This is a genomic window from Streptomyces sp. NPDC060027, from assembly GCF_042737005.1.
Lineage (GTDB): Bacteria > Actinomycetota > Actinomycetes > Streptomycetales > Streptomycetaceae > Streptomyces.
In genome coordinates, this window is sequence record NZ_JBHWVI010000030.1 from 1 (window position 1) to 23,547 (window position 23,547).

Below are 23,547 nucleotides of genomic sequence, written 5' to 3' on the forward strand. Positions count from 1 at the left end.
AACTCACCCCGGAGCCGGTCCACTTCCCCCAACCTCATTCCGGGAAGCTGCCCACACTCAGCCGAGATCACTCAACGTAACGAAGCACTACTAGGGGCTGCCGATCGGATCAGGTCGCGGGGCGCGGACAACGCCGCGGACGGGCACGCCGGACCCCGCGTCCGCGGCGTGGTCCGGACGACAGCCCCCAGGTGCGCCGGCCGCATCCGCCGGTGTGCCCAGCAGCCCCGTCAGCAGGGCGTCCGCCGCCGGAGCGAGCAGCCGCCCGCCGTCGGGCGCCGACTCCAGCCCGGCCACCAGCGCGAGACAGATGTCCGCGGCCTCGGCGGGCTCGACACCTGCCGGTGACCGGGCCTCCGCGTCCGCCGCGCTGAAGAGCGCGATCAGCAGCCGACGAAGATCACCGGTGAACGCGTGGCAGATGTCGCCGAACAACCGGGCCTTCTCGTCGAGGAGTTCGGCCGTGTGGGGGGAGTCCCCGGCCAGACCGCGCGCCAGGTCGAGCTTGGCGGCCAGGACGCCCCGGACGCGTTCGGCGTACGGGGCGTCCTCGGCGCCGGCCGCCCGGCGGGCCCGTACGAGCGCCCGCTCGTGCAGTCGCCCGGCGAGGCGCCGGAACGCGTCGTCCTTGCCGTGGACGTACTGGTAGACCGCCGACCGGGACACCCCCATGGCGGTGGCGATGTCGTCCATCGTCGTGCGCCGCACGCCGTACCGGGTCAGGCAGGCGTAGGCGGCGTCGAGGACCTCGTCCAGCCGGTCACCGGGCATCGCGGGGACCGGCCGGGCTTCGCGGGCCGGGGCGTGTCATCGTTCAGGCCAGCTTCTTCAGCAGTTCCACGGCGAGCGGGGCGGAGGAGGCCGGGTTCTGGCCGGTGACGAGGTTGCGGTCGACGACCACCTTCGGGGTCCACGGCTCGCCCTCCTGGAAGTCGACGCCCACCTCGACGAGGCGGTCCTGGAGCAGCCACTTGGCCTTGTCGGCGAGACCGGCCTGGGTCTCCTCGACGTTCGTGAAGCCCGAGACCCGGTAGCCCGCGAAGGAGTTGGAGCCGTCCTCCCGGGTGGCGGCCAGCAGCGCCGCCGGGCCGTGGCACACCACGCCCAGCGGCTTGCCCGACTCCAGCGCGAGGGTGAGCAGCCGGCCGGAGTCGGCGTCGGCCGAGAGGTCCTCCATCGGGCCGTGGCCGCCCGGGTAGAAGACGGCCGCGTAGTCGTCGAGGTTGACCTCCGACAGCTTGAGCGGCTGCTGGAGCTCGGTCATGGACGCGAGGGTGCGGGCGACCTTGTCGGCGCCTTCCTGGCCACCGTTGTAGTCGGGGGCCAGGCTCCCCTGGTCCACGGTCGGCACGACGCCGCCCGGGGTGGCGACGACGACCTCGTGGCCGGCCGCCTTGAAGGCCTCGTACGGTGCGGCGGCCTCCTCGGCCCAGAAGCCGGTCGGGTGCAGGGTGCCGTCGGCGAGCGTCCAGTGGTCGGCGCCGGTCAACACGAAAAGGATCTTCGACATGGTGCGTTTCTCCGAGGGTCGGGCCCTGACGGACCTGGGAGGGATCTTGGTCGTACGTCCTGACGTTCTGTGCGCGGATCGTCAGGGCGGCGATGTCTTCGACCGTATGCGTGCCGGACATAGGTGACCAATAGGGAACCCGCTCGCAGCCATAGGCCATCCGATGGGGCCGCGGGAATACCCGGTGCCCGGGGTGGTGGCCGGGGCCCGCGACCGCCTAGCGGGGCACGGACGCGCGCCGCTCCAGGACCCGCAGTGCCTGCTCGGCCCAGTCGATGATCGCCTGCTCGAAGGCGCGTCCCCCCAGGAGAGTGAGATAGGGGCCGACGCGCTCGGCCCCGGCGAGGTACTCCTCCTCGGTGCGGCCGTCGAGGAGGCGGGCGCCGATCCGGTCGTAGTGCGCCAGCTTGGCGCGCGCCGACTCCAGCCGCTCGGCGATCGCCGCCCGGACGGCGTCGGCGTCCCCCTCGTCCAGGGCGTACACCTTGACCATCAGCTCGTCGCGGATCGCGGTGGGCCTCGCGGGACCGGCGGTGAAGGCGGCCAAGGTGCCGAGGCCCTCCTCGGTCAGGGAGAAGACCCGTTTGTTGGGCCGGCGTTCCTGCCGCACGAGCCGGGCCTCGATGAGCCCGTCCGACTCCATGCGGTCGAGTTCCCGGTACAGCTGCTGCGGGGTCGCCATCCAGAAGTTGGCCATCGAGGCGTCGAACCCCTTGGCCAGGTCGTAGCCCGACGCCTCGCCCTCCAGGAGCGCGGCCAGAACCGCGTTGCGCAATGCCATCCTCCAAGGCTAGACGGCATGCACCCGCACGACTAATCTGATCCGCACCTAATCAATTAGTTGAGTATGTGAGGTGGGTGCGATGAACTCCTTCCGCAAGGCCGTGGAGGCCGGAGACCTCGGCGCGGTCGAGGAGCTGCTGGCCGACGACGTCGTGTTCACCAGCCCTGTCGCCTTCAAGCCCTACCCGGGCAAGGCGATCACCGCGGCCATCCTGCGCGGCGTCTGGCGCGTCTTCACCGACTTCCGCTACGTCCGCGAGATCGCCGGCGCCGACGGCCGTGACCACGCGCTGGTCTTCACCGCCAAGGTGGGCGACAAGGAGATCAACGGCTGCGACTTCCTGCACTTCGACGAAGACGGACGCATCGACGAATTCACCGTGATGGTGCGCCCGTTGACGGCCGCGCAGGCGCTCTCCGAGGCGATGGGAGCGCAGTTCGAGCAGATCTCCCGCGAAGCGGCCGGCGCGTGAGGTCTCTGCCGCGCGCTGTTTGAACCGACTCCCCGCGGCTACCCGGCCGTTGTGACGACGACGACTTCCCAGCAGGAGCTCTTCCGGTTCCTGGAGGATCGCTTCGCCTGCGCCCAGGCCTGCGCCGACAGCGCGCTGGCCTGCGCGCTGCGCGCGAGCCTCCTGGACCCCGACGGGCCGAAGGAACAGGACCTCGCACGGCGCAAGGGCATCCAGTGCGCGGAGGTGTGCGAGGCGACCTGCCATGTCCTGTCCGGGCAGCCGGAGCAGAACGAGCGGCGTATCCGCGCCCAGTTGGAGTGGTGCCGTGACGTCTGCCTGGAGTGCGCCGACGTCTTCGACAGGCACCCCGGCGCGGAGGTCGCGGCGAAGACCAGCCGCACGTGCGCCCAGGCCTGCGCGGACTTCATCGCCACGCTGCGCTGAGGGCGCAGGTCCCCCGAGTCGGGTCGGGTCGGCTAGGCGAGCGGGCGTCCCGCGCGGACGTTCCAGCGCCCCGCGCGCCCGCTGAACTCCGTGACGGTGAGCGGCGGCACGTCCACGCGCCAGAACGCCGACTCCGGTGCCCCCAGCACCCGTACCACCAGGGCCCGTACGACCTCGGGCTCCACCACCGCGACGGTTCGGCCGTCGAACTCCGCGGCCGATTCCAGGCGTTCCGCGACCCGGTCGCAGAACTCCCGCACGGACTCCCCGTCGTGCGGCGCCGACGCCGGATCGGCGAGCCACCGGGCCACCGCCTCCGGCTCCTTCGCGCTCACCTCGGCCAGGGTCGCACCGCGCCAGCGGCCCACGTCCAGCCCGGCCAACTCCGGTGCGTCGACGCCGTCGTCGAGCCCGAGAGCCTCCGCGGTCTGCCGGCATCGCGGGGTGGGGGAGACCCACAGCCGTCCCCCGGCGGGCACGGCGCCCGCAGCGGCCGCCGTCCGGGCGGTCCGCAGGCCCGCGGCGTCCACCGGACTCCCGTCGTCGAAGCGGGCCTCGCGCAGCGCCTCGCTGATCGCCGCGGAGATCAAGATCACTCGGCTCGTCATGCCATCACTCTCATACGTTCTGGACCGTGCCCGGAGGTAAATCCCTGATCCGGCAGGGCGGTTGCCGTGCTTCCCGGCGTACGGGGCGCACATGGTGCGGGGCGTGCGCGCCCTTGGCCGGGACCCGGCTTCGCGGTACGGTCGCGTGGATATTGACGACGGTTCGGCGGAAGCCCGGTGGAAATCCGGCACGGTCGCGCCACTGTAAGCCCAGCACGCGTCGCTCCGGCCAGGGGCGGCGAGGCGGGCCAAGTCAGACCCGTGGCTGTCGTCCTGTGCACCACCGAGATGGGACGCGAGTTCCCCAGGAGGTTCTGCCCCATGGCGCAGTCCGTCGCTCAGCCGACCGTCACCCCCACCGCCCTTCCCGCCAAGCTGCCGATCGGGGCGATCGTCCCCTGGGCGGCCTTCTTCGGCATCCTGATGCTGGTCCTGCTCTACTTCGTCGGTGCCGAACAGGGCGCCACCTCCCTCGTGTCGGGCGAGAACGTCCACGAGTGGGTCCACGACGCCCGCCACCTGCTCGGTTTCCCCTGCCACTGACGGCCACGAGGAACGCGCGGGCGGGCCGACGCGCGCACCGGCACCCGCCGGGCTCCGCCTCCCGCGGCGGCGCCCGGCCTCAGGCGCGCCATGGACGGACCGCGGACGGGTTCCCGGGCTGAGCTTCCCCGTCATCTGCATTCCCAATTTCTGAAACACGTTCTACGGTGTGCGCCGTCAGGTCGGGCTCGGGGAGGCAGGAGGCGCCGTGCATCTCGAATACACGCCGGAGCAGCAGCGGCTGCGCACCGAACTGCGGGTCTACTTCGCCGAGTTGGTACCGGACAACGCCTATGCGCGCTACGGCGATCCGGCGGCGCAGAAGCGGTTCTACCGCGAGACGATCCGCCGGCTCGGCGCGGACGGCTGGCTGGGGGTGGGCTGGCCCAAGGAGTACGGCGGGCGAGGTCTGAGCCCGATGGAGCAGTTCATCTTCTTCGACGAGGCGGCGCAGGCCGGGGTACCGCTGCCGCTGATGGCGCTCAACACCGTCGGGCCGACCATCATGCAGTTCGGTACGGAGGAGCAGAAGTCGTACTTCCTGCCGAAGATCCTCGCAGGCGAGATCGACTTCGCGATCGGCTACAGCGAGCCCGACGCCGGGACGGACCTCGCCGCGCTCCGGACCAAGGCCGTACGGGAAGGCGACGAGGAGACCGGCCACTACACGGTCGACGGCCAGAAGATCTGGACCACCAACGGCGACACGGCCGACTGGGTGTGGCTCGCCGTCCGCACCGATCCCGACGCCCCGCCCCACAAGGGCATCACCATGCTCCTCGTACCGACCTCCGACCCCGGCTACTCGTGCACCATCATCAACACGCTCGCCTCGCACGACACCACCGCGAGCTACTACGAGAACATCCGGGTCCCCGTCACGCGCCGGGTCGGCGAGGAGAACAAGGGCTGGCGGCTGATCACCAACCAGCTGAACCACGAGCGCGTCACCCTCGCGGCGCACGGCACCATGGCCATCCGCGCCCTGCACGATGTCCAGCGCTGGGCGATGGAAACCAAACTCGCCGACGGCCGACGCGTCGTCGACCTGCCCTGGGTGCGCCGCCTCCTCGCCCGGACGCACACCAAACTGGACGCCATGAAACTCCTCAACTGGCGGATGGTGAACGCCGTCCAGGAAGGCACCCTCACCCCGCAGGACGCCTCCGCCGTCAAGGTGTACGGCTCCGAGGCGCGCCGGGACGCCTACGCCTGGCTGATGGAGATCGTGGCGGCCCCCGGTGTCCTCAAGGAGGGCTCCGCCGGTGCCGTCCTGCACGGCGAACTCGAACGCGGCTACCGGTCGGCGGTGATCTTCACCTTCGGCGGCGGGAACAACGAGATCCAGCGAGAGATCATCTCGTGGATCGGACTGGGGATGCCCCGGGTGCGGCGTTAGCCGCGTTGAGCTGAAGGAACGGGGTCGTCAGCGACAAGAGCGTCAACGTGTCCATGCCGCCGTCTGCAGACAGAGAGCCTGCCGACGCAGCGGATCTTGGCGTGGGTGGTGTTGTGGCGCCGCTTCCATCGCTTGAGGCGACGGCCCCGGAACGGGACTCGGATGGGACCGCCGGCCCCCTGATACGCCTTGTCCGCCCAGCACTTCAGCTCTGCAGTGGTGAGCGCGTCGATGATCCCGTGGTGCCGGGCGGCCGTCAGATCGTGAGTGCCGGGGTCCAGGTGGTCGCGATCGACATGTGCACCGTGTTCAAAGCCGCGGTGCGCGACTCGCTGCCGCACGTCAGCACGTGGTGGCCGCAGATCCTCGCCGCGATCACGACCGGCGTCACCAACGCCGCCTCCGAAGGGATCGACAGGGCGATCAAAACCGACGCCGTTCATCTTTACGCGAACGCGTAGTAAGTGAAGTATCGCCGAACCCTGCTCGGGAGATACATAAAGGATTCATATAAACCTGCTATGCTTCAGGCATGAGTCGCCGAGACGCCGCGCACGGCGCTTCCGATGCCATCGGGTCAGCCCTCTACGGTCTGGCCACCAGGGCCGTGAGACGCCTTCCCCGCGACATGAGCCTGACGTCCGCCGCCACCTTGGCCACCCTGGACAAGACCGGCCCGCGACGGATCACCGATCTGGCGGTGGCCGAGGGCGTCACCCAGCCCGCGATGACCGTCCTGGTCCGGGTGATGGAGGAATCCGGGCTGGTCGAGCGGAAGGGCGATCCGTCCGACAAGCGGGTCACGCTGGTGTGCCTGACCGAGGCCGGCGCGTCGTACGTCCGGACGCGACGCCAGGCGGGCGTCGACGCGTACGCGCGGTTGATCGACGAACTCACCGGTGACGAGGTCGAGGCCTTGGCAGCTGCCCTTCCGGCGCTGCTGCATCTGGCGGAGCTCGAAAGCCACGCCCGAGAGGAGTCGGACCGGTGACCGCGGCCCAGGCTCATGACCAGCCCATGAGCACTGCCCTGTTACGTTCCGAGGCACGTCTGCTGGTCCCCGCCCTGATGTTCATCGCCCTGGTCGTGGCGGCGGTCGCCAGCCTCGGGACGCCGCTCATCACCAGCGTGGCGACCACGTTCCACGTCTCCCTCGACAGCGCGCAGTGGACGCTGACCATCGCCCTGCTCAGCGGCGCCGTCGCCACACCCGTCCTCGGCCGGCTCGGAGCCGGTCCGCACCGGCGGGCCACGATTCTCGCCACGCTGGCGATCGTCGTCGTCGGCAGCGCGCTCACCGTGCTGCCGCTGCCGTTCGCCTGGCTGCTCGTGGGCAGAGCGGCCCAAGGCGTCGGACTCGGTCTCACGGCGCTGATGATGGGCGTGGCCCGTGACCATCTTCCCGAGGAGCGCAGCGCGGCCACGATCGCCCTGATCTCAGTGGTCTCCATCATCGGAGCCGGCGTCGGCTACCCGCTGGCCGCGCTGCTCGCCGAGTTCGGCGGACTGCGGGCCGCCTACGGCCTCGGCCTGCTCGTCACCGCCATCGCCTTCGTGACCGCGTGGCGCTCCATGCCCGCAGCTCCCGAAGGCCGCTCCGCTCACGTGAACGTGGCCGGTGCGCTCGTCCTGGCGGGTGGACTGCTCCTCGTCCTGTTCCTGGCCGGCGAGAGGAGCCTGTGGAGCCGACACCTCGCCGTGGCGGTGACCCTTGCCGTCGCCGCCGTACTCCTGCTCTGCGTCTGGACCGTTTCCGAACTGCGAACCAAGACGCCCCTGGTCGACGTCCGGGCGGTTCGGCACCCGGCGGTCGCCGGGGCGAACATCGCCATGTTCGTCGGCGGGAGCGGCATGTACCTCCTGCTCACGCTCATCACCCGCTACGCGCAGACGCCGCACAGCGCCGGCTACGGCTTCGGACTGACCACCTTCGTGGCGGGGCTGGTCCTCATCCCGTTCTCCGTGCGGGGTTCGTCGCCGGCAAGCTCACGCCGCGGGTCCGCGAACGGATCGACGGCCCCCTGCTCCTGGCCGGCAGCGCCGCCATCGTCGGCGGCGGGTTCGTCCTGTTCGCCACCGCCCGGTCCAACCTGGCCGAACTGCTCGCGGCCATGGGCGTGCTGGGCTTCGGCGTCGGCAGCTTCTCGGCCGCCATGCCCGGCGTCATCCTGGCCGTCACCCCCAAGAGCGAGACGTCGAGCGCCATGAGCTTCAACTACGTCGTCCGCAGCGTCGGGTACTCCCTGGGCAGCGCCATCGGCGGTCTGGTCCTGGCCGCCGGCACCGCCACGGGCCGCCTCTTCCCGAACGACGACGCCTACACGACCGCGGCGCTGGTCGGCGTCGCCGCGATGGCGATCACGACGATGGCCAGCCTCGCCCTCGCCCGCCGACGCTCACCCGAGACCGATCCGATCACAGCCCCAGTCGGTGTGCCGGGCCCGGGCCGCTCGAGTCGAACCGAAAGCTGAGATCGAAGCCGTCCGACTTCGACGCCGTCTCCGTCGGCTCGCTGACCCACAGCGCGCCGGCCATGGATCTGAGCATGCTTCTGAGCATCAATTCCGAACACAGGAGGTAACCGTGGCCAAGGGCTATTGGGTCAGCGCCTACCGCACCATTGCGGACCCCGAGAAGCTGGCTGCCTACAACAAGCTGGCTGGTCCAGCCGTCAAGGCCGCCGGCGGGCGGCTGCTCGCCCGCGGCGGCCGGGTCGTCGCACACGACGCCGGAATCGCCGAGCGCACCGTCCTGATCGAGTTCGACAGCTTCGAAAAGGCGGTCGCCGCACATGCGAGTGCGGCCTACCAGGAGGCGCTGGCCGCACTTGCTGACGGCGTCGAGCGCGACTTCCGCATCATCGAGGGCCTCGACTGACGATCGAGGCTGCGTCGGCGACGAACACGAAGCCGACTGCGGGGATCATCCCGGCTCGTCAGCGCGCCGCACCGTCGCGAACAGCGTCAGGCCAGTGGCATCGGCGGTGATGTCCAGTCCGGCGACGGTTCCCGGCGGCGCGGCGGCACGGACGTCGGCCTCGATGTCGGCGGGGGTGCGTTCGACGAGGTTCCGGCGGCCGATGTGGGTCATCAGGGCGGCGTAGGGGTTCGGGGTCGCGATGTTGGGAGCGACAAGGGCGGCCATTCCAGGGGGACACCGGCGCCAACGCCAGACCCGGGGAATGAGACATGACCTGCGAGGGACACACCTACCGCTGAAACAACATCGGCCATCTCCCCGGGGTGGCGCGAACCGGAACGCGTCACCAGGGCACCTCTCCCTCGTCGTCGAAGAAGCGGCCCGTCGGCCCGTCGGCCGATACGGTGGCCAGCCGGATCGCGGCGGCTGCGCCCTGCTGGGGAGTGCGCACTCCCCGGAAGCCGTTGAGGTCGGTCGCCGTGAAGCCGGGGCAGACGGCGTTGATCAGGATGTGGGTGTCGGCGAGTTCCTTGGCGTACTGCACGGTGACGGCGTTGAGGAACGTCTTCGACGGAGCGTAGGCGATGGCGATGGGGCCCGTCTCGGCGCCAGGCGTGGTCTGGAGTGCGAGGGAGCCGACGCTGCTGGAGACGTTCACAATCCGCGGCGACGGCGAGCGGCGCAGCAGAGGGAGCAGGGCGTTGGTGACGCGGATGACGCCGATCACGTTGGTCTCCACGGCCGCCCGTACCCGGTTCACGTCGACCGTGGTGGGCTCCTGCGGTCCACCGCCGGTGATCCCCGCATTGTTGACGAGCGCGTCGAGCCGCCCGGCCCGCTCCTCCATCAACCGAGCCGCCGCTGTCACGCTGGCGTCGTCGGTCACATCCAGCGGCACGCCGAACGCGTCGGCTCCGGCCGCGCGCAGCTTATCCACAGCGGCCTCGCGCCGCTCCTCGTTCCGCGCGCCGATTCCGACGGACCAGCCGAGGGCGCCGAGCCCGGCGGCGATCTCGTACCCGATGCCCTTGTTGGCCCCGGTCACCAGCGCGACCTTGTGGTGGTTCACGGTGTTCGTCTCACTCATGACATCGATACTTCTCCCCAACCGGGCAGGGCGTCCAAGACCGACTGGGTGGACGGCGATACCGCCCGGGTATCGCTCCTGGCCGTCCCGGTTAGGCTGGCGGGGTGGAGACACGTGAGCTGCGGTACTTCGTCGCGGTCGCCGAAGAGCTGCACTTCGGCCGGGCCGCGCAGCGGCTCGGGATCGCCCAACCCCCGCTGTCGCGGGCGATCGGCGGGCTCGAACGGCGCCTGGGCACCCTCCTGCTGGAGCGCGGCAGCCGGGGCGTCGCCCTGACCGGGGCAGGGGCGGTGCTGCTGCGGGAGGCGCGGGCGGCGCTGGACGCCGTCGAGGCCGCCGAACGACGGACCCGCCGGGCCGCCCTCGCGGCGACCGGCCGCCCCGCCGTGGTCCTGGCCGCGAAGGCGGGCGCCTCCGGTGAACTGCTGGCGAAACTCCTCGACGCCTACGCCGCCGAGCCCGGCGCCGTCGCCGTGGACGTCGTGCTGTGCGGGCCGGGCGAGCAGACACGGTTGCTGCACGACGGCCGGGCCGACGTAGCCCTGCTGCATCGGCCTTTCGACGACACGGCCGGCTTCGACACCGAGGACCTGCACTCCGAGGGTCAGGTCGCGATCCTCCCGGCGGGCCACCCTCTCAGCGCCCGCCCCCACGTGCGGCTCGCCGAGATCACCGACCTTCCCGACCTGCCCCTGCCCCGCTGGCCTCGCCCTGACGGCACCTTCCCGGACGGCCCCGGACCGCAGGTGCGCGACCACACGCAACTCACCCAGCTCATCGCCCTCGGCCGCGCCTGCGCGGTCGTGCCGGAGTCGGGCCGCACCGGCCTGCGCGAGGACCTCACCGCCGTACCGGTCCCCGACGCCCCCCACGTCACCACGGTCATCGCTTGGCCCCCACACAGCCGCTCAACGGCGGTCGCGGGGCTGGTCCGCGCCGCCACTGCCCTGTGACCGACGGCGGTGAACGCCGGGACACCGTGCTGGATTTCGGGGACAGCGTCCGGTCTGCCATCAGCTCCCGACACATCGTGCGGTACGAGGTGACTGGCCCGCACCGGCGTTGCCGGAACCGCGCCCCTGGCACAGCCAGGCTCTGACGCGAAGTGACAACAAGCCTGCCTTGGTGACACCTATCGCGCCGCGGCTCACCAACACGCGAACACCATCGGCAGGTTGGAAAAGGCTCAATGTGAGAGTCCCGCGCGATCGGCTCACCTGGCGCAACGGCAACGACGGGCTGATCTGGGACCCGACCGCCGAGAACCCGAAGCCCTTCAACCGGACGGTGACCTACGAGCATCTGGACCCGGTGGTCCAGCACTGGAACCGCGAGGGACCAGGAAGTCGGAGAGGGCTACTCATGCACCTGATCGTGGAGGAATCATGGACATCCGTGCCGTAGTGAGCGGCTTCCGCAATGTGGAGCCGCTTCCCGGCCCGGCGGACGCCTGGCACTGGTCACCCGCTCCGGGGATCGACTTCGCGGGCGCGCTCTCCGCGGACGGCCGGCGGCTGCTCCAGCTCAGTGCCCGAAATTCGTACGACCAGGAACTGGCTGTCGCCACACTGGAGTTCGCGCGGGAGCACGAGGAGGACATCTTCGCGGGCCATCCCCATCTGGGCACGGCCGGCGGATTCGCGGCGCCCGGGGGAAGGCGGTTCGACGTGGTGGCGGGGGTGGGGCCGCAGGTGCACGGCTTCTACCGGGTCGAGAATCCCGACCTCACTCCGCACGTCCGCCTGACGTTTCCCGCCCATTCCTGCGAGTTCTCCGGAGACGAGACCCTCGAAGAGGCCGTCTCCCGGTACCGCATGCTCAAGATGAACAACTTCGACCGAGAGCCTCTCCCCTTTCTCAAGATGCGCTACACCAATACGCGCACCCGGGGCCGGAGCGGCAACCCCGGACGCGGCCTTACCGAACCGAAGCGCCTGCTGGAGGAGCTTCGGCTGCTGGAGGGCGGCGAGGGCAGCTTCGTCGAGTTCGAGAACCGTCACGGCAAGGTGTGGCGGGTCGAGTGGCACGGAGCGTGGTTCATCGCGGAATGGGAGACACCGGACGGCCGGCCCCGCGAGATCGGGGGCGACGACCTCCTGTTGTTCGCACAGAGCCGGTTGACATGCAGATGCTCCGGACATGGGCCTGGTGACTCCCTGCTCCACTGGCCCGAAAGCTGCCCAAGGCGTCCATCTCCGCGACATCAGCCCCTGGCTACAACGTATGGGCCTTGCGGTCCGAATGGCCGTGGTTCACTCGCACACCAGCCTGGGAAAGGGGAGTTGGAGCACGGTCGAGCGTGTCGACGGGCACAGGGGGCGGGCGGCGGCGACCCGGCCGGTTCGCTCCGGGCTGACGGCTGATAGAAAGTTGCAGGTCGCACCGGAAAACCTCGGGGCGTCCGGTTGCCCGGTCGGTCCGGATCGTTCACCAAAGGATCGAGCATCGTGTCCTCTCGTCGAGTCGTCGTCATCGGTGGCGGGGTCATGGGCTCGTCCGCCGCGTGGCGGCTTGCTGCCCAGGGTGACCGCGTCACCCTGCTGGAGCGCTTCCCGCCCGGCCACGACCGGGGCAGCTCGCACGGCACCTCGCGGATCTTCCGGCTGGCCTACACGGACCCCTTCTACGTCGGTCTCGCCGTGCGGTCGCTGCCGCTGTGGCGGCGGCTGGAGCAGGAGACGGGACGGCAGGTGCTCACCCTCACCGGAGCCGTCGACCACGGCCCGGCCGCCACGACCGAGGCACTGTACGAGGCGCTGACCGTCGCCGGACACCCTGCCGAGCGGCTGGCCCCGGAGGAGGTCGCCGAGCGCTGGCCGGGGCTGCGCGCCGACACCGGTGCGGTCTTCCACCCGGAGGCCGGACGCCTGCACGCCGACGAGGCGGTCACCGCCTTCCAGCAGGCGGCGCGGGCGCACGGCGCGGAGGTCCGGCACGGCGTCCGGGTGACCGGGCTGTCGGTGCACGGCGACGCCGAGGTCCGGGTGGTCACGGACACGGAGGAGGAACTGCGCGCCGATGCGGTCGTGGTTGCGGTCGGCGGCTGGGCGCCCGGAATGCTGGGCGGCGGTACCGCTCCGCTGGTCGGCGGCGTACCGGTGCTGCGTGTTACCCAGGAGCAGCCCGCGCACTTCCCCGCGGCGGACGCGCTCACCTGGCCCAGCTACATTCACCACCCTGGCGCCGCGCTGCCCATGGACGGCCTCACCGCGGACGGGGTGTACGGACTCGGCAGCACCGACGGCGTCAAGGCGGGCTTCCACGGCGTCGGCCCGGTCGTCGATCCCGACCGGCGCGACCGCACCCCGGACGCCGCGATCCTGCAACAGCTGGCGGCGTACGCCGAGCGCTGGCTCCCCGGCGTGGACCACACCGCGCCCGAGGCCGTGACCTGCCTGCACACCACCACCCCCGACCATGACTTCGTCATCGACCGGCAGGGCCCGGTCACCGTGCTGGGAGGGTTCTCCGGGCACGGCTTCAAGTTCGCGTCGGTCATCGGCGAGCTGGCGGCCGCGCTGGTACGCGGAGAGCCCGGACCGAGCCGGTTCGCGCTCGGACGCCCGCGTCCCACGAGTCACTGAGCTGTCCCCGAAGAAGGGGCACCCCCCACCAAGTTTCACCAGCGTAGGGCGGGCGACCCGGCCGCTCGTCCCGTCCCGTCCCGCCGCGCCCCCGCACCGAGGATCTGCTCTCGCTCGACAACCCGGTGCGATCGGTGTGCTTCGCGCAGGAACGCGGCCCCAATCGGCTTCGCTCTCCCGTATGTCGCGGCCGCCTCCGCCCACGTAATTCGTATGCACGCGCGAGACGGCTTCGAGCCGTACCGAACAGCTTCAGGCCCTCATCGCCACCGCAACCAGGGACTGAGCCGAGCCGGGTCCCGACCGACCGGTCTCTCGCCGGGTCGGCCCTCGCTACCAGGAAGGCGGGTGGGAGGAACGAAGGAGGGAGTGGGGGACTGCTGCCTGCTGACCCGCGCTGCGTCGTCTCCTGGCTCCTGGACGATGTCACGCCGTGAAATCACGGCGTTGCCAAGGTCATGCTGTCCACGCTGAGAGGAGCATTCGTGCGGGCAGTGATGTCCTCGATCGTGACGCCGGGGGCGGTTTCGACGAGGGCGAGGCCGTCTGGGGTGATGTCGAGGACACCGAGGTCGGTGATGACGCGGTGCACGCACTGTTCTCCTGTGAGCGGGAGGGTGCATTCCTTGAGGATCTTGGGGCTGCCGTCCTTGGCGGTGTGTTCCATGAGGACGATGACCCGGCGGGCGCCGTGGACGAGGTCCATGGCTCCGCCCATGCCTTTGACCATCTTGCCGGGGATCATCCAGTTGGCGAGGTCGCCCCGCGCCGAGATCTGCATGGCACCCAGCACGGCTGTGTCGATGTGTCCGCCTCGGATCATGCCGAAGGAGAGGGCGGAGTCGAAGAAGCTCGCACCGGGCAGGACGGTGACGGTCTCCTTGCCCGCGTTGATGAGGTCGGGATCGACCCCCGCTTCCGTGGGGTAGGGACCCGTACCGAGGATGCCGTTCTCGGAGTGCAGGACCACGTGCACGCCGGTCGGCAGGTGACCGGGGATCAGTGTCGGCAGGCCGATGCCCAGGTTGACGTAGGAGCCGTCGGTGAGTTCGGCGGCGGCGCGGGCCGCCATCTGCTCGCGTGTCCAGGCCATCAGGAACGTACCGTCCTCTTCTCGATCTTCTTGTCGGCGGCTTCCTCGGCAGTGAGCGCCACGATCCGCTGGACGTAGATGCCGGGCAGGTGGATTTCGTCGGGGCGCAGCTCGCCCGGTTCGGCGAGTTCCTCGACCTCGGCGATCGTTGTGCGGCCGGACATCGCGGCCAGCGGGTTGAAGTTGGCGGCGGCTCTCCGGAAGACGAGATTGCCGTGGCGGTCGCCGCGCCAGGCCCGTACGAGGGCGAAGTCGGTGACGATGCCGTGCTCCAGGACGTGTGTGCGGCCCCCGAAGTCGCGGGTCTCCTTGGGCGGGGAGGCCACGGCGACCGACCCGTCGTGCCCATGACGCCAGGGGAGTCCGCCCCGGGCGACCTGCGTTCCGACGCCGGCCGGGGTGTAGAAGGCCGGAATACCGGCGCCGCCGGCCCGCAGGCGCTCGGCCAGAGTGCCCTGGGGCACCAGTTCGACCTCGAGTTCTCCGGACAGGTATTGCCGGGCGAACTCCTTGTTCTCACCCACGTAGGAACCGGTGACTCGGCTGATGCGGCTCGCGGCGAGGAGGACGCCGAGGCCACGGTCGTCGACGCCGCAGTTGTTGGAGATGACCTTCAGACCGCTCGTGCCGTGCGCGTGCAGGGCGCGGATGAGGGCTTCGGGTACGCCGCTGAGTCCGAAGCCGCCGACGGCCAGCGAGGCGCCGTCGGGGATGTCGGCGACCGCTTCAGTGGCGCTCGCTCGGACCTTGTTCATGCGAAGGAGTCCTTTCAGGGGCTCGTGCCGGGCAGGACGGCGGACCAGTCGCCGTCGACGACGAGGTTGGCTCCCGTGATGTGGGCGGCGCCGTCAGAGGCGAGGAAGACGGCGGCGTCGACGACGTCGTCGGGGCGTCCGACGCGGCCGAGCGGGATATGGCGGGCGATGGCGCGCATCGGGTGGTCTGCGTGTCGAGTGCCTGCTCGTGCAGCAGGTCGCCTCCCACGACGAGCGCGCCCTCGGCGGCGAAACGCAGTGCCGCGGCTCGGCCCGGGCCGCCGGCGGTGCCGGAGATCAAGGCCACCTTGCCGTCGAGTCGCCTCACGCGCCGGCCTCCCCAAGGAGTGCGTCCGACACGGACTTCACGCCGCCGTGCGCGGTCAGGCCGCCGTCGACGGCGATCTCCGCGCCGGTGATGAAGGAGGATTCGTCCGACAGGAGGAAGACGACCAGCGGGGCCACCTCGGCCGCGGTGCCCGTGCGCCCGAGCGGGGTCTCGCGGATGTTGGCTTCGCGGAAGGCCGGTGCGGCGGAGGCGGTCATCTCGGTCTCGATGTAGCCGGGATGGATCGTGTTGACGCGGATGCCGCGCGGGCCGAGTTCCGTGGCCGCGGTCTTCGACAGGCCGCGCAGGGCCCATTTGCTGGTCGTGTAGGCGACCGGATAGTGAGCGGTGAGGGCCGCCGAGGAACCGACGTTCACGATGGATGAGCCGGGCGGCATGAGCGGGGCGAGGTGCTGAATGCCGAGCAACGGGCCGGCCACGTTGACCGCGTGGACCCGTGCCAGGTCTTCGGGGCGCACGTCGCCGACGCGGGCCCGCCAGGTGATGCCGGCGTTGTTCACCAGGCCGTGGACCTGCCCGTACGCCTCCTTGAGCTCGGCGGCCAGATCCGCCCAGTCCTCCTCACTGGTGACGTCGAGGCGACGACAACCCTCGGCGGATGCGACGTCGGTGGCGATGACGCGGGCTCCCTCCCGCACCAGTGCCTCGGCCTCAGTGGCCCCCTGGCCCCGGGCCGCTCCGGTGACCACGACGACCTTGCCGAGCAGCCTCTTGGGGCGCGGGTCGCTCACGGCCTCTCCCGGGAGCGGCGTCGGCCGACGGGCAGTGCGATGGGTTCAGTGCCGGGAGCGACGGTGTTGGACACGGTGCCGATGCCCTCGACCGTGAGCGTGACGGTGTCGCCGGGCTTGAGCGGCGGCGGGGTCTGTTCTCCGCGTACGCCCCACAGTTCGGCGAGGCAGCCGCCGTTTCCGCAGGTGCCTGAGCCGAGCACGTCGCCCGGGACGACCCGGGTGCCGCGGGAGGCGTACGCGACCATTTCCTCGAACGTCCAGCTCATGTTGGACAGCAGATCCCTGCCGACGACCTCGCCGTTGACTTCGGCGGTAAGGGCCAGCCTCAGGAGGCCGTCGTCGTCCCGATGCCGCTCGAGCTCGTCGGCGGTGACCAGGTACGGGCCGAGGGTGGTGGCGGTGTCCTTTCCCTTGCACGGGCCGAGACCCACCCTCATCTCGGCGGACTGAAGGTCTCGGGCGGACCAGTCGTTGAAGACCGTGTAGCCGATGATGTGGTCGCGTGCCTGGTCGGGGGTGAGGTCGCGGCCTTCGCGGCCGATGACCGCGGCAACCTCCAGCTCGAAGTCCAGGACTGCGGAGCCCGGCGGCATCGGAATGTCGTCGCCGGGCGCGTAGATCGCGTGCGGGTTGGTGAAGTAGAAGGTGGGCGCGGTGTACCACTGTTCGGGCACGCCGCCTGTTCCCTCCACCGAGCGGCGTACGCCTTCGACATGCTCCTCGAACGTGACGAAGTCCCGCACGGAGGCCGGCCGAAGCGGCGGCAGCAGGCGTACCTGGGAGACGTGCGGTCCGGCCGGGACGTCGAGGGTGGCGGCACCGAGATCGAGGAGTGCGGGGAGACCGCCCCCGGCACTGATGACCTCGGTCAACGAGCGGAGGCCGGGCACGGGATACAGCACGCCATCGGCCTCGACCACGGCGACGCGGGGTTGATGCTGGTGTTCGTAGGCGGCGAAGCGCATGAGCAGCTCCTGGCTGGGGCTGGGCCCGAGGCGCGGCACTATGTGTCAGGGCAGGTGACAGGCTGCCGCGCCCCGGGAGTTCGGAGAGGGATCAGACCGGCGGGGCGACGAAGCAGCCGCGGTCGGGGTCGTTGAAGGACTCCTTGGCGACCAGCTCGTTCATCGGGTTGGCGGTGCCCCACTGGTCGGTGACCTCGGGCCGGGAGAAGTCGTAGACGTGCGGGTGCCAGGTGTCCTCGTCCAGGCATTCCAGCTCGGTCGTGTACTCGACGGTGTTGCCGTGCGGGTCGAGGAAGTACGTGAAGGTGTTGTCGCCTGCCATGTGGCGGCCGGGGCCCCAGATCTTCTTGAAGCCGGCGCGGATCACACGGCCGGAGCCGCGCATGTACTCGTCGATGCCGCGCATTTCGAACGACACGTGGTGCAGGGAGGCGTGCGGTCCCTTCGCCAGTGCCATCGAGTGGTGCTGGTTGGAGATCCGCATGAAGTGCATGACCTCGCCCATGTGCGGCGAGCTGAGTGAATCGGAGAGCCGGAAGCCGAGGTGCTGCTCGTACCACTCCTTCGTCCGGTCCAGATCCGGAGAGTTGAGCACGACGTGGGACAGCTTGACCGGGATCGACTCCTTCTCCTCGATCTTCCGGTGCTGCCGTACCGCCACGTCGGCAGAGACCTCGATGGTCCGGCCGTCCACGTCGAAGAAGCGGAAGCCGTAACCCCCGCCGGGCGTGTCCACCTTGCCCGGCTGCGTGATCAACCGCACCCCACCGGAGAGGAGTTGCTCTGCGAGAGTGTCCACGTCAGCCGGCGAAGCGGCACCGTAGGAGACGAGGTCGAGGCGCTTCTCCTCAGCCTTGCGCAGCCTGATGACGTATTGCTCGGGGGAGCCCTCGGCGGCGAGGAAGGAGATCCCGGAGTCCTCGGCGACCTTGGTCAGACCCCAGACACCCGCGTAGAAGTCGAGCTGCTTGTCGTAGTCGGGCACGGCCAGGTCGACGTGCCGCAGATGGGTGAGCAGTCGTGCGCTCATGAGGGTTCCTCCTCAGGACAGGGTCAGGTTGAGCAGGGTGGAGGCGGTACCGCCCCGGATGGCCTCGAAGTCGGCCTCGGAGACACGTGCGGCGCGCAGAGCGCCCACGGGGTCCTTCGTGCCCATGTCGAAGGGGAAGTCGGAGCCGAGCAGGACACGGTCGGGCCCGGCGACCCGGACCAGCTCCCGCAGGACGGACGGGTCGTGAACGAGCGAGTCGAAGTACAGGCGTTTCAGATAGCTGCTGGGCGGATGAGCGCAGCCGGCAGCCGCGTCGGTGCGGGCGGACCAGGCGTGGTCGGAGCGGCCGATGTGAGTCGGCAGGTAGCCACCGCCGTGGGCGGCGATCACCTTCAGCCCCGGGTGACGGTCGAGTACTCCCGAGAAGATCAGGTGCGACAGTGCCACGGCGTTCTCCGTGGGCTGGCCCACGGTGTTGGACAGGTACCACTGGTCCAGGCGCTCGTCCAGCGTGCATCCGAAGGGGTGCAGGAAGATGACGGCGCCGGTCTCCTCCGCTCGCGACCAGAACGGCTCGTAGGCCGGGTCGGACAGTTCCAGGCCCGGAGCGTGGCTCGAGATCTCCACCCCGGCCAGGCCCTGCTCCAGCGCGTGATCGAGCGCCCCCACTGTGTGGTCCGGGTGCTGGAGCGGCACCAACCCGAGTCCGCGCAGCCTGTGCGGAGCGGCTGAACAGTGCGTGGCCGTCGCCTCGTTGGCCAGCCGGTACAGCTTCTCGGCCGTCACCTCGTCCGTCCAGTAGTGGTAGTGCGAGGGTGAGGGGCTGACGAGTTGGACGTCCACGCCCTGTGCGTCCATCGCGGCCAGCCGTGCGGCCGGGTCGGTGAGCCGGGGGATGCGCTCGCGCACCATGGGGCCGCTGACCGCGAGGGCCGCGGGGCCGTTGCGCAGGGCATCCAGCGCTCTCGCCATCGCCAGTCCGGGCAGTCCGTCGACGAGGGACTCGACTTCGGGCAGCAGCACATGAGCGTGGACGTCGACGGTCGGTGAGGTCACGGCAGCTCCCTGAGCATCGTCATCGTGCGGCCCATCAGACCGGGTACGTCCGCGTCGCGTACGCCGTCGAGCTGCCACTGCCCGATCTGCACGGACGCCTCGACCACCGGACGGACGCGGGCGATACGCCGGTCGTAGTACGCCTGGAAGAGCGCGTCGTCCCAGACCTCGGCGCTGGTGAGCAGACGCGAGAGCACCCACGCGTCCTCCAGGGACAGGGCAGCGCCCTGCGCGAGAGTGGGCGGACAGCAGTGGGCGGCGTCGCCGACGAGGACCACACGGCCCCGGTGCCAGGAGCCCTCGACCAGCATCCGGTCGAACCAGGTGTAGTTGACCTTCGCCGGATCGGTGATCTGCTGGGTGATCTCCGGCCAGAATCCTCCGTAGGCGGCGGCGAGGCCGCGCATCTCGTCGGCGTAGGACTCCGGCGGGATCGACGCCCGGTCGCGACTGGCCTCGACCACGTAGGCGTAGATCGTGGTGTCGCTCGTCGGACAGTAACCCGCGATGTAGGCCGGACCGCCGTAGGCGAGATCCGTGCGGGTGACGCCGGCCGGCCGGGGGACGGCGACGCGCCAGATGGCCATGCCGGTGGGTTCCGGCTTGGCCGTGATCCCGATGGCCGCGCGGGTGGTGGAACCCAGTCCGTCGGCGGCGATCACCAGGTCGTAGCGGCCCTCGGTGCCGTCGGTGAAGCGCGCGCTCACCCCTGTGCCGTCCTGCTCCAGCTGCTCGACCCGGGTGCCGAGGCGCACCGAGGCGCCGCTGGCACGGACGGCGTCGATCAGGATGCGTTGCAGCCGGGGGCGCTGCATGCCGACGGTGGCGGGCAGGTCGTCGCCGCCGGTCCGAATGTCGCGTGCGACGTGCAGGACCGTTCCGTCGGGAGCGGTGATGCCGACGGAACCGAAACCGAAACCGGACGCGCTGACCTCCTTCCACACGCCCAGTTCGCGCAGCACACGCAAGGCGTTGCCCTGCAGGGTGATGCCTGAACCGGCGGTGGCGTTCCAGTCGTCCTTCGCCTCGATGAGGTCAACGGTCAGACCGGCCCGGCGCAGCAGAATGGTCATGGCGTTTCCGGCAGCGCCACCACCGATCACCAGGACCGTGCGGGCTGTGCTCATGGAGGACTCCCTTGCTGAGCGCGTCACTTGATCGCGATCGGGTTGACGGGGGAACCGACAGCGCCGGTGATGCGCAGGGGCGCGGCGGCGAGCAGGAACTCGTACACCCCGTCTGCCGCGCAGTCCTCGGCCAGGGCTTCCAGGTCCCACATCTCACCGATGAGGAGGCCGATATTGGGTATCGCGACCTGGTGCAGGGGCTGGAAGGCGTTCTCGAACTCGTTGGGACGGACCTCGAAGCCCCAGGTGTCCGTGGCGATCGCCGCGATCTCGGTGCCGTGGAGCCAGCCGGCCGTGGTGAAGGAAAGCCCCGGCGCGGGTCCGCCGGCGTAGTCGCCCCACCCGTCTCGGCGTACGCGGGTCAGCTGACCGGTGCGTATCAGCACGATGTCACCGCGTCCCACGCTCACGCCGTGCGCTTCCGCGGTGGCGGCCAGGTGCTCCTCGGTGATGGCGAATCCGTCGGGCAGCTCGCCGGCGGTGCCCACGACCCGTCCCACGTCCAGGAGCACGCCGCGTCCGGCGACATGGGGAGCCATGTGCTCGATGCCGGTGACCAGGTCGCCGTCGGAGGTGACGACCTTCTCGGCCGCACGACCGTTCCACGCCTTGCCATGATCGAAGATGTGCCCGAGCCCGTCCCATTGGGTGGAGCACTGGAGCGGCATGGCGATCACGTCGTCGGCGCCGCCGATGCCGTGCGGGAAGCCCTGGTGGCCGAGCGCGGCGTCGGTGCCGGTGTCCAGCATCGTGTGCACCGGGTTGGTGCGCCGCCGCCAGCCCTTCTGCGGGCCGTTCATGTCGAAGGACTGCGACAGGGAGAAGCTGGTCCCGCGCCGGACGAGACCGGCACCTTCGCGGCGCTTCCCCTCGTCCAGGAAGTTCAGTGTGCCGAGCCGGTCGTCCTCGCCCCAGCGGCCCCAGTTGGAGTACGTCTTGGCCGCCAGCGCGATCGCGCCTTCCGGATCACGGGGATCGACGGCGGTCATGCCTTCGCCTCCGCCACACATCGGGTGCTCTGGACGCCGAGCCCGGTGACCGAGCCCTCCATCACATCGCCGTCGCGCAGAAGGCGGCCCCAGTGCATGCCGTTGCCTGCCGGGCTGCCCGTGAGCACAAGATCACCCGGGAGGAGATGCGCCGTCTGCGAGGCGTACGACACCATCCGCGCGACCTTGAAGATCATGTCCTTGGTGGACTCGTCCTGCATGGTTTCGCCGTTGAGCTTCAGCGTCACCCGCAGGTCGTCAGGGTTGGCGATGGACTCGGCGGGCACGATCCACGGGCCGAGCGGTGTGAAGCCGGGCGCGTTCTTGCTGCGCAGCCAGTCGGTGCCGATCTGCGGCATGTCCCTGCGGAAGACGGTCGACCGGTCGGTCAGATCGTTGGCGATCGTGTAGCCCGCGATGTGCGCGGATGCCTCCGCGACGGACACCTGGTACGCGGGGCGGCCGATCACGACCGCCAGTTCCAGTTCCCAGTCCGGCTTCTCGGCCCAAGCGGGCAGTACGACGTCGTCGTAGGGACCCGTGATCGCACTGGGCAGGCCGATGAACACGTACGGCAGGTCCTCGGTAGCCCGCCGGTCCATGATCTCGGCCGCTTCCGCTCGCCGTTCGGCCTCGGACCGGTCATCGCCGGGGGCACGGTGGGCGACGTGCAGGTCGATCACGTGCTGCCGGTAGTTCGCACCCGACTGGAAGACCTGGCGCGGTTCGACCGGGGCATGGACGTGAAGGTCCGTGATCGGAGTGCGGTTGACGCCGGTGTCGGCGGCCAGGGCACGCAGCTGCGGCAGGGACTTGTCCCAGCGATCCAGCAGGCTCAGCACGGTCAGCTGTTCGTCACCCAGTGCGGCCCGAAGGTCGAGAGCGTTGCCGTCCGGCATGACGAGAGCGGGAAAGCGGGGCCCGTCGGGGGCCGAGAGAGTCGCGAGGGCGAAAGGTCCGGCGAAGAGTGCGGACGCGGATTCAGGTTTCACGGACATGTCCTCCTGATTGCGGTGGGACTAATCTGGACCCCGCACCACCGATCAGGGAAATCGATTCTATGGATGCCCTCCATCCATTTTGTGGATTGTTCCGGGTCGGCATCGCTCTGCAGAGGGACTTTCATGAACCTGGCCCGCTTGGATCTCAACCTCGTCGTCGCTCTGCGCGCCCTGCTGGAGGAGCGCAACGTCACCCGTGCCGGGCAGCGTGTCGGCCTCAGCCAGCCGGCGATGAGCGCTGCCCTCTCCCGGCTGCGCCGGCACTTCGACGACGACCTGCTCGCCCGCGTCGGCGGCCACTACGAGCTGACCGCGCTGGGGCAGGTCCTTCTGGACCGGACCTCGACCGCCTATGACGTGCTGGAACGACTCTTCGCCAGCCAGGCCGACTTCGACCCGGCCAAGGAGAACCGGGAATTCAAGCTGGTGGCGTCCGACTACGCCGTGGCGATCTTCGGCACCGAGCTGGCTCGCGTGATCCATGAGGAAGCTCCCGGGATTCGGTTGCGCTTCTCCCAGACCCCGACGACGGTGGTGGACGACACCGCCACCCTGCTGAGCGCCAGCGACGGTCTGTTCATGCCGCACGGCGTCATCAGCGACTTCCCCGCCACCGACCTCTATGACGACCGCTGGGTCTTTCTCGTCGCGCGGGACCACCCGAGCGTCGACGACCGGCTCACCCGCAAGGACCTTGCCCGGCTTCCCTGGGTGACGTACCAGCGAACGTACGACGCCCCAGCAGTACGCCAGCTCGGCATGCTGGGGATCGAACCGCGGGTCGAAGTCTCCGTCGACAGCTTCCAGTCGCTGCCGCTGCTGGTCGCAGGCACCCGGCGCATCGCGCTGGTCCAGGCGCGTATGGCCCGGATGATGGCACCCATCGCCGCGGTCAAGGTGGTGGAGCCTCCCTATGAAGCCGTACCGCTGAGAGAGGCACTGTGGTGGCACCCGGTGCACACGCATGACGCGGCACACATCTGGCTGCGTGAGACCGCCGCGCGCGTCGGAGCCCGTCTGGCCCCCCGAGGCTGAACGGCACTTCTGACCCACCGGCTGTAACGGCCCACAGGGCGGGAAGTCGCTGAAGCCCGACGCTGCAATGACATCACTATCCACACGATGGATCGATGGCATCGGCAACTTGGATGGCGT

The 23,547-nt window shown here is 70.1% G+C and carries 30 protein-coding genes, 2 pseudogenes and 1 riboswitch; of the genes and pseudogenes, 14 read left to right on the forward strand and 18 right to left on the reverse strand.

What is annotated here, in order from left to right:
* Window positions 1-90 precede the first annotated feature (90 nt).
* The 3 genes from ACFWBT_RS10625 to ACFWBT_RS10635 form a co-directional block, all read right to left on the reverse strand.
* Window positions 91-771 carry a TetR/AcrR family transcriptional regulator gene (locus ACFWBT_RS10625; protein ID WP_385698042.1) on the reverse strand — a complete coding sequence of 227 codons (681 nt, stop codon included), beginning with the start codon at window positions 769-771 and terminating at the stop codon, window positions 91-93.
* Between the two features lie 43 nt (window positions 772-814).
* Window positions 815-1,510 carry a type 1 glutamine amidotransferase domain-containing protein gene (locus ACFWBT_RS10630; protein ID WP_385698044.1) on the reverse strand — a complete coding sequence of 232 codons (696 nt, stop codon included), beginning with the start codon at window positions 1,508-1,510 and terminating at the stop codon, window positions 815-817.
* Window positions 1,511-1,727: 217 nt separating this feature from the next.
* Entirely contained in the window at window positions 1,728-2,291 is a 564-nt protein-coding gene (locus ACFWBT_RS10635; protein ID WP_385698046.1) for a PadR family transcriptional regulator, read from the reverse strand.
* An 82-nt stretch (window positions 2,292-2,373) separates the two neighbouring features.
* Between ACFWBT_RS10635 and ACFWBT_RS10640 the strand changes: the two genes are divergently transcribed.
* Together ACFWBT_RS10640 and ACFWBT_RS10645 are read left to right on the forward strand one after the other, a co-directional pair.
* Window positions 2,374-2,766: a nuclear transport factor 2 family protein gene (locus ACFWBT_RS10640; protein ID WP_266755525.1), complete on the forward strand. Its 393-nt coding sequence runs from the start codon at window positions 2,374-2,376 to the stop codon at window positions 2,764-2,766.
* 51 nt (window positions 2,767-2,817) lie between these two features.
* Window positions 2,818-3,192, forward strand: a complete 375-nt coding sequence (locus tag ACFWBT_RS10645) for a ferredoxin (RefSeq protein ID WP_385698049.1) — start codon at window positions 2,818-2,820, stop codon at window positions 3,190-3,192.
* 32 nt (window positions 3,193-3,224) lie between these two features.
* On the opposite strand, the gene ACFWBT_RS10650 is transcribed toward ACFWBT_RS10645, so the two are convergent.
* Complete coding sequence (locus ACFWBT_RS10650; protein ID WP_385698051.1) at window positions 3,225-3,800, reverse strand: histidine phosphatase family protein; 576 nt, start codon at window positions 3,798-3,800, stop codon at window positions 3,225-3,227.
* Between the two features lie 168 nt (window positions 3,801-3,968).
* Window positions 3,969-4,059, forward strand: a riboswitch (cobalamin riboswitch).
* A gap of 62 nt (window positions 4,060-4,121) precedes the next feature.
* Between ACFWBT_RS10650 and ACFWBT_RS10655 the strand changes: the two genes are divergently transcribed.
* Window positions 4,122-4,343: a CbtB-domain containing protein gene (locus tag ACFWBT_RS10655; RefSeq protein WP_385698053.1), complete on the forward strand. Its 222-nt coding sequence runs from the start codon at window positions 4,122-4,124 to the stop codon at window positions 4,341-4,343.
* A 208-nt stretch (window positions 4,344-4,551) separates the two neighbouring features.
* Window positions 4,552-5,742, forward strand: a complete 1,191-nt coding sequence (locus tag ACFWBT_RS10660; RefSeq protein ID WP_385698054.1) for an acyl-CoA dehydrogenase family protein — start codon at window positions 4,552-4,554, stop codon at window positions 5,740-5,742.
* Window positions 5,743-5,825: 83 nt separating this feature from the next.
* Here the strand turns inward: ACFWBT_RS10660 and ACFWBT_RS10665 are convergent.
* A pseudogene (locus ACFWBT_RS10665) lies at window positions 5,826-6,017 on the reverse strand (transposase family protein); the annotation flags it as partial.
* Between ACFWBT_RS10665 and ACFWBT_RS10670 the strand changes: the two are divergent.
* The 4 genes and pseudogenes from ACFWBT_RS10670 to ACFWBT_RS10685 all read left to right on the forward strand — a co-directional run bounded on the left by ACFWBT_RS10670 (window position 5,985) and on the right by ACFWBT_RS10685 (window position 8,213).
* Window positions 5,985-6,203, forward strand: a complete 219-nt coding sequence (locus tag ACFWBT_RS10670; RefSeq protein WP_385698134.1) for a hypothetical protein — start codon at window positions 5,985-5,987, stop codon at window positions 6,201-6,203. The pseudogene ACFWBT_RS10665 and the gene ACFWBT_RS10670 sit on opposite strands and share 33 nt — an antisense overlap.
* Window positions 6,204-6,274: 71 nt before the next feature.
* Complete coding sequence (locus tag ACFWBT_RS10675) at window positions 6,275-6,733, forward strand: MarR family winged helix-turn-helix transcriptional regulator (RefSeq protein ID WP_229876805.1); 459 nt, start codon at window positions 6,275-6,277, stop codon at window positions 6,731-6,733.
* A gap of 77 nt (window positions 6,734-6,810) precedes the next feature.
* Window positions 6,811-7,644: pseudogene (locus tag ACFWBT_RS10680) on the forward strand (MFS transporter); the annotation flags it as partial.
* Window positions 7,645-7,808: 164 nt separating this feature from the next.
* Complete coding sequence (locus ACFWBT_RS10685; RefSeq protein ID WP_385698127.1) at window positions 7,809-8,213, forward strand: MFS transporter; 405 nt, start codon at window positions 7,809-7,811, stop codon at window positions 8,211-8,213.
* Here ACFWBT_RS10685 and ACFWBT_RS10690 read toward each other — a convergent pair.
* Window positions 8,158-8,289 carry a hypothetical protein gene (locus ACFWBT_RS10690; RefSeq protein ID WP_385698056.1) on the reverse strand — a complete coding sequence of 44 codons (132 nt, stop codon included), beginning with the start codon at window positions 8,287-8,289 and terminating at the stop codon, window positions 8,158-8,160. The genes ACFWBT_RS10685 and ACFWBT_RS10690 overlap by 56 nt on opposite strands.
* Window positions 8,290-8,325: 36 nt before the next feature.
* On the opposite strand from ACFWBT_RS10690, the gene ACFWBT_RS10695 reads away from it, so the two are divergent.
* On the forward strand, window positions 8,326-8,619 hold the full coding sequence (locus tag ACFWBT_RS10695; protein WP_385698057.1) for a DUF1330 domain-containing protein: 294 nt from the start codon (window positions 8,326-8,328) through the stop codon (window positions 8,617-8,619).
* A 45-nt stretch (window positions 8,620-8,664) separates the two neighbouring features.
* Here ACFWBT_RS10695 and ACFWBT_RS10700 read toward each other — a convergent pair whose 3' ends face one another.
* Window positions 8,665-8,886, reverse strand: a complete 222-nt coding sequence (locus ACFWBT_RS10700; RefSeq protein ID WP_385698058.1) for a hypothetical protein — start codon at window positions 8,884-8,886, stop codon at window positions 8,665-8,667.
* Between the two features lie 118 nt (window positions 8,887-9,004).
* Window positions 9,005-9,748: an SDR family oxidoreductase gene (locus ACFWBT_RS10705; RefSeq protein ID WP_385698060.1), complete on the reverse strand. Its 744-nt coding sequence runs from the start codon at window positions 9,746-9,748 to the stop codon at window positions 9,005-9,007.
* A gap of 104 nt (window positions 9,749-9,852) precedes the next feature.
* On the opposite strand from ACFWBT_RS10705, the gene ACFWBT_RS10710 reads away from it, so the two are divergent.
* The 4 genes from ACFWBT_RS10710 to ACFWBT_RS10725 all read left to right on the forward strand — a co-directional run bounded on the left by ACFWBT_RS10710 (window position 9,853) and on the right by ACFWBT_RS10725 (window position 13,332).
* Complete coding sequence (locus ACFWBT_RS10710; RefSeq protein WP_385698062.1) at window positions 9,853-10,701, forward strand: LysR family transcriptional regulator; 849 nt, start codon at window positions 9,853-9,855, stop codon at window positions 10,699-10,701.
* Window positions 10,702-10,939: 238 nt separating this feature from the next.
* The gene (locus ACFWBT_RS10715; RefSeq protein ID WP_385698064.1) at window positions 10,940-11,152 is read left to right on the forward strand and encodes a hypothetical protein; all 213 of its coding nucleotides are present in this window, start codon (window positions 10,940-10,942) and stop codon (window positions 11,150-11,152) included.
* Window positions 11,134-12,111 carry a hypothetical protein gene (locus tag ACFWBT_RS10720; protein WP_385698066.1) on the forward strand — a complete coding sequence of 326 codons (978 nt, stop codon included), beginning with the start codon at window positions 11,134-11,136 and terminating at the stop codon, window positions 12,109-12,111. The genes ACFWBT_RS10715 and ACFWBT_RS10720 overlap by 19 nt, the downstream gene beginning before the upstream one ends.
* 84 nt (window positions 12,112-12,195) lie before the next feature.
* Window positions 12,196-13,332, forward strand: a complete 1,137-nt coding sequence (locus tag ACFWBT_RS10725; protein ID WP_385698068.1) for an FAD-dependent oxidoreductase — start codon at window positions 12,196-12,198, stop codon at window positions 13,330-13,332.
* A gap of 439 nt (window positions 13,333-13,771) precedes the next feature.
* Here the strand turns inward: ACFWBT_RS10725 and ACFWBT_RS10730 are convergent, their stop codons facing one another.
* The 10 genes from ACFWBT_RS10730 to ACFWBT_RS10775 all read right to left on the reverse strand — a co-directional run bounded on the left by ACFWBT_RS10730 (window position 13,772) and on the right by ACFWBT_RS10775 (window position 22,389).
* Window positions 13,772-14,425, reverse strand: coding sequence for a CoA transferase subunit B (locus ACFWBT_RS10730; RefSeq protein ID WP_385698070.1), 654 nt, complete (start codon window positions 14,423-14,425; stop codon window positions 13,772-13,774).
* On the reverse strand, window positions 14,425-15,180 hold the full coding sequence (locus ACFWBT_RS10735) for a CoA transferase subunit A (protein WP_385698071.1): 756 nt from the start codon (window positions 15,178-15,180) through the stop codon (window positions 14,425-14,427). The genes ACFWBT_RS10730 and ACFWBT_RS10735 overlap by 1 nt, the downstream gene beginning before the upstream one ends.
* Window positions 15,181-15,194: 14 nt before the next feature.
* Window positions 15,195-15,359 (reverse strand): SDR family oxidoreductase, encoded by a 165-nt coding sequence (locus ACFWBT_RS10740; RefSeq protein WP_385698073.1) that lies wholly within the window; start codon window positions 15,357-15,359, stop codon window positions 15,195-15,197.
* Between the two features lie 145 nt (window positions 15,360-15,504).
* Window positions 15,505-16,260 (reverse strand): SDR family NAD(P)-dependent oxidoreductase, encoded by a 756-nt coding sequence (locus ACFWBT_RS10745; RefSeq protein WP_385698075.1) that lies wholly within the window; start codon window positions 16,258-16,260, stop codon window positions 15,505-15,507.
* Window positions 16,257-17,228 carry a fumarylacetoacetate hydrolase family protein gene (locus ACFWBT_RS10750; protein ID WP_385698076.1) on the reverse strand — a complete coding sequence of 324 codons (972 nt, stop codon included), beginning with the start codon at window positions 17,226-17,228 and terminating at the stop codon, window positions 16,257-16,259. Before ACFWBT_RS10750 ends, ACFWBT_RS10745 begins: the two co-directional genes overlap by 4 nt.
* A 91-nt stretch (window positions 17,229-17,319) precedes the next feature.
* Window positions 17,320-18,258, reverse strand: a complete 939-nt coding sequence (locus ACFWBT_RS10755) for a VOC family protein (protein ID WP_385698077.1) — start codon at window positions 18,256-18,258, stop codon at window positions 17,320-17,322.
* Window positions 18,259-18,270: 12 nt separating this feature from the next.
* Entirely contained in the window at window positions 18,271-19,275 is a 1,005-nt protein-coding gene (locus tag ACFWBT_RS10760) for an amidohydrolase family protein (protein WP_385698078.1), read from the reverse strand.
* Window positions 19,272-20,402, reverse strand: a complete 1,131-nt coding sequence (locus ACFWBT_RS10765) for an FAD-dependent oxidoreductase (protein WP_385698080.1) — start codon at window positions 20,400-20,402, stop codon at window positions 19,272-19,274. Before ACFWBT_RS10765 ends, ACFWBT_RS10760 begins: the two co-directional genes overlap by 4 nt.
* A 23-nt stretch (window positions 20,403-20,425) precedes the next feature.
* The gene (locus ACFWBT_RS10770) at window positions 20,426-21,391 is read right to left on the reverse strand and encodes a cyclase family protein (protein WP_328552408.1); all 966 of its coding nucleotides are present in this window, start codon (window positions 21,389-21,391) and stop codon (window positions 20,426-20,428) included.
* Entirely contained in the window at window positions 21,388-22,389 is a 1,002-nt protein-coding gene (locus tag ACFWBT_RS10775) for a fumarylacetoacetate hydrolase family protein (protein WP_385698082.1), read from the reverse strand. Before ACFWBT_RS10775 ends, ACFWBT_RS10770 begins: the two co-directional genes overlap by 4 nt.
* 126 nt (window positions 22,390-22,515) lie before the next feature.
* Between ACFWBT_RS10775 and ACFWBT_RS10780 the strand changes: the two genes are divergently transcribed.
* Window positions 22,516-23,427 carry a LysR family transcriptional regulator gene (locus tag ACFWBT_RS10780; RefSeq protein WP_385698083.1) on the forward strand — a complete coding sequence of 304 codons (912 nt, stop codon included), beginning with the start codon at window positions 22,516-22,518 and terminating at the stop codon, window positions 23,425-23,427.
* The last annotated feature ends 120 nt before the right edge of the window (window positions 23,428-23,547 follow it).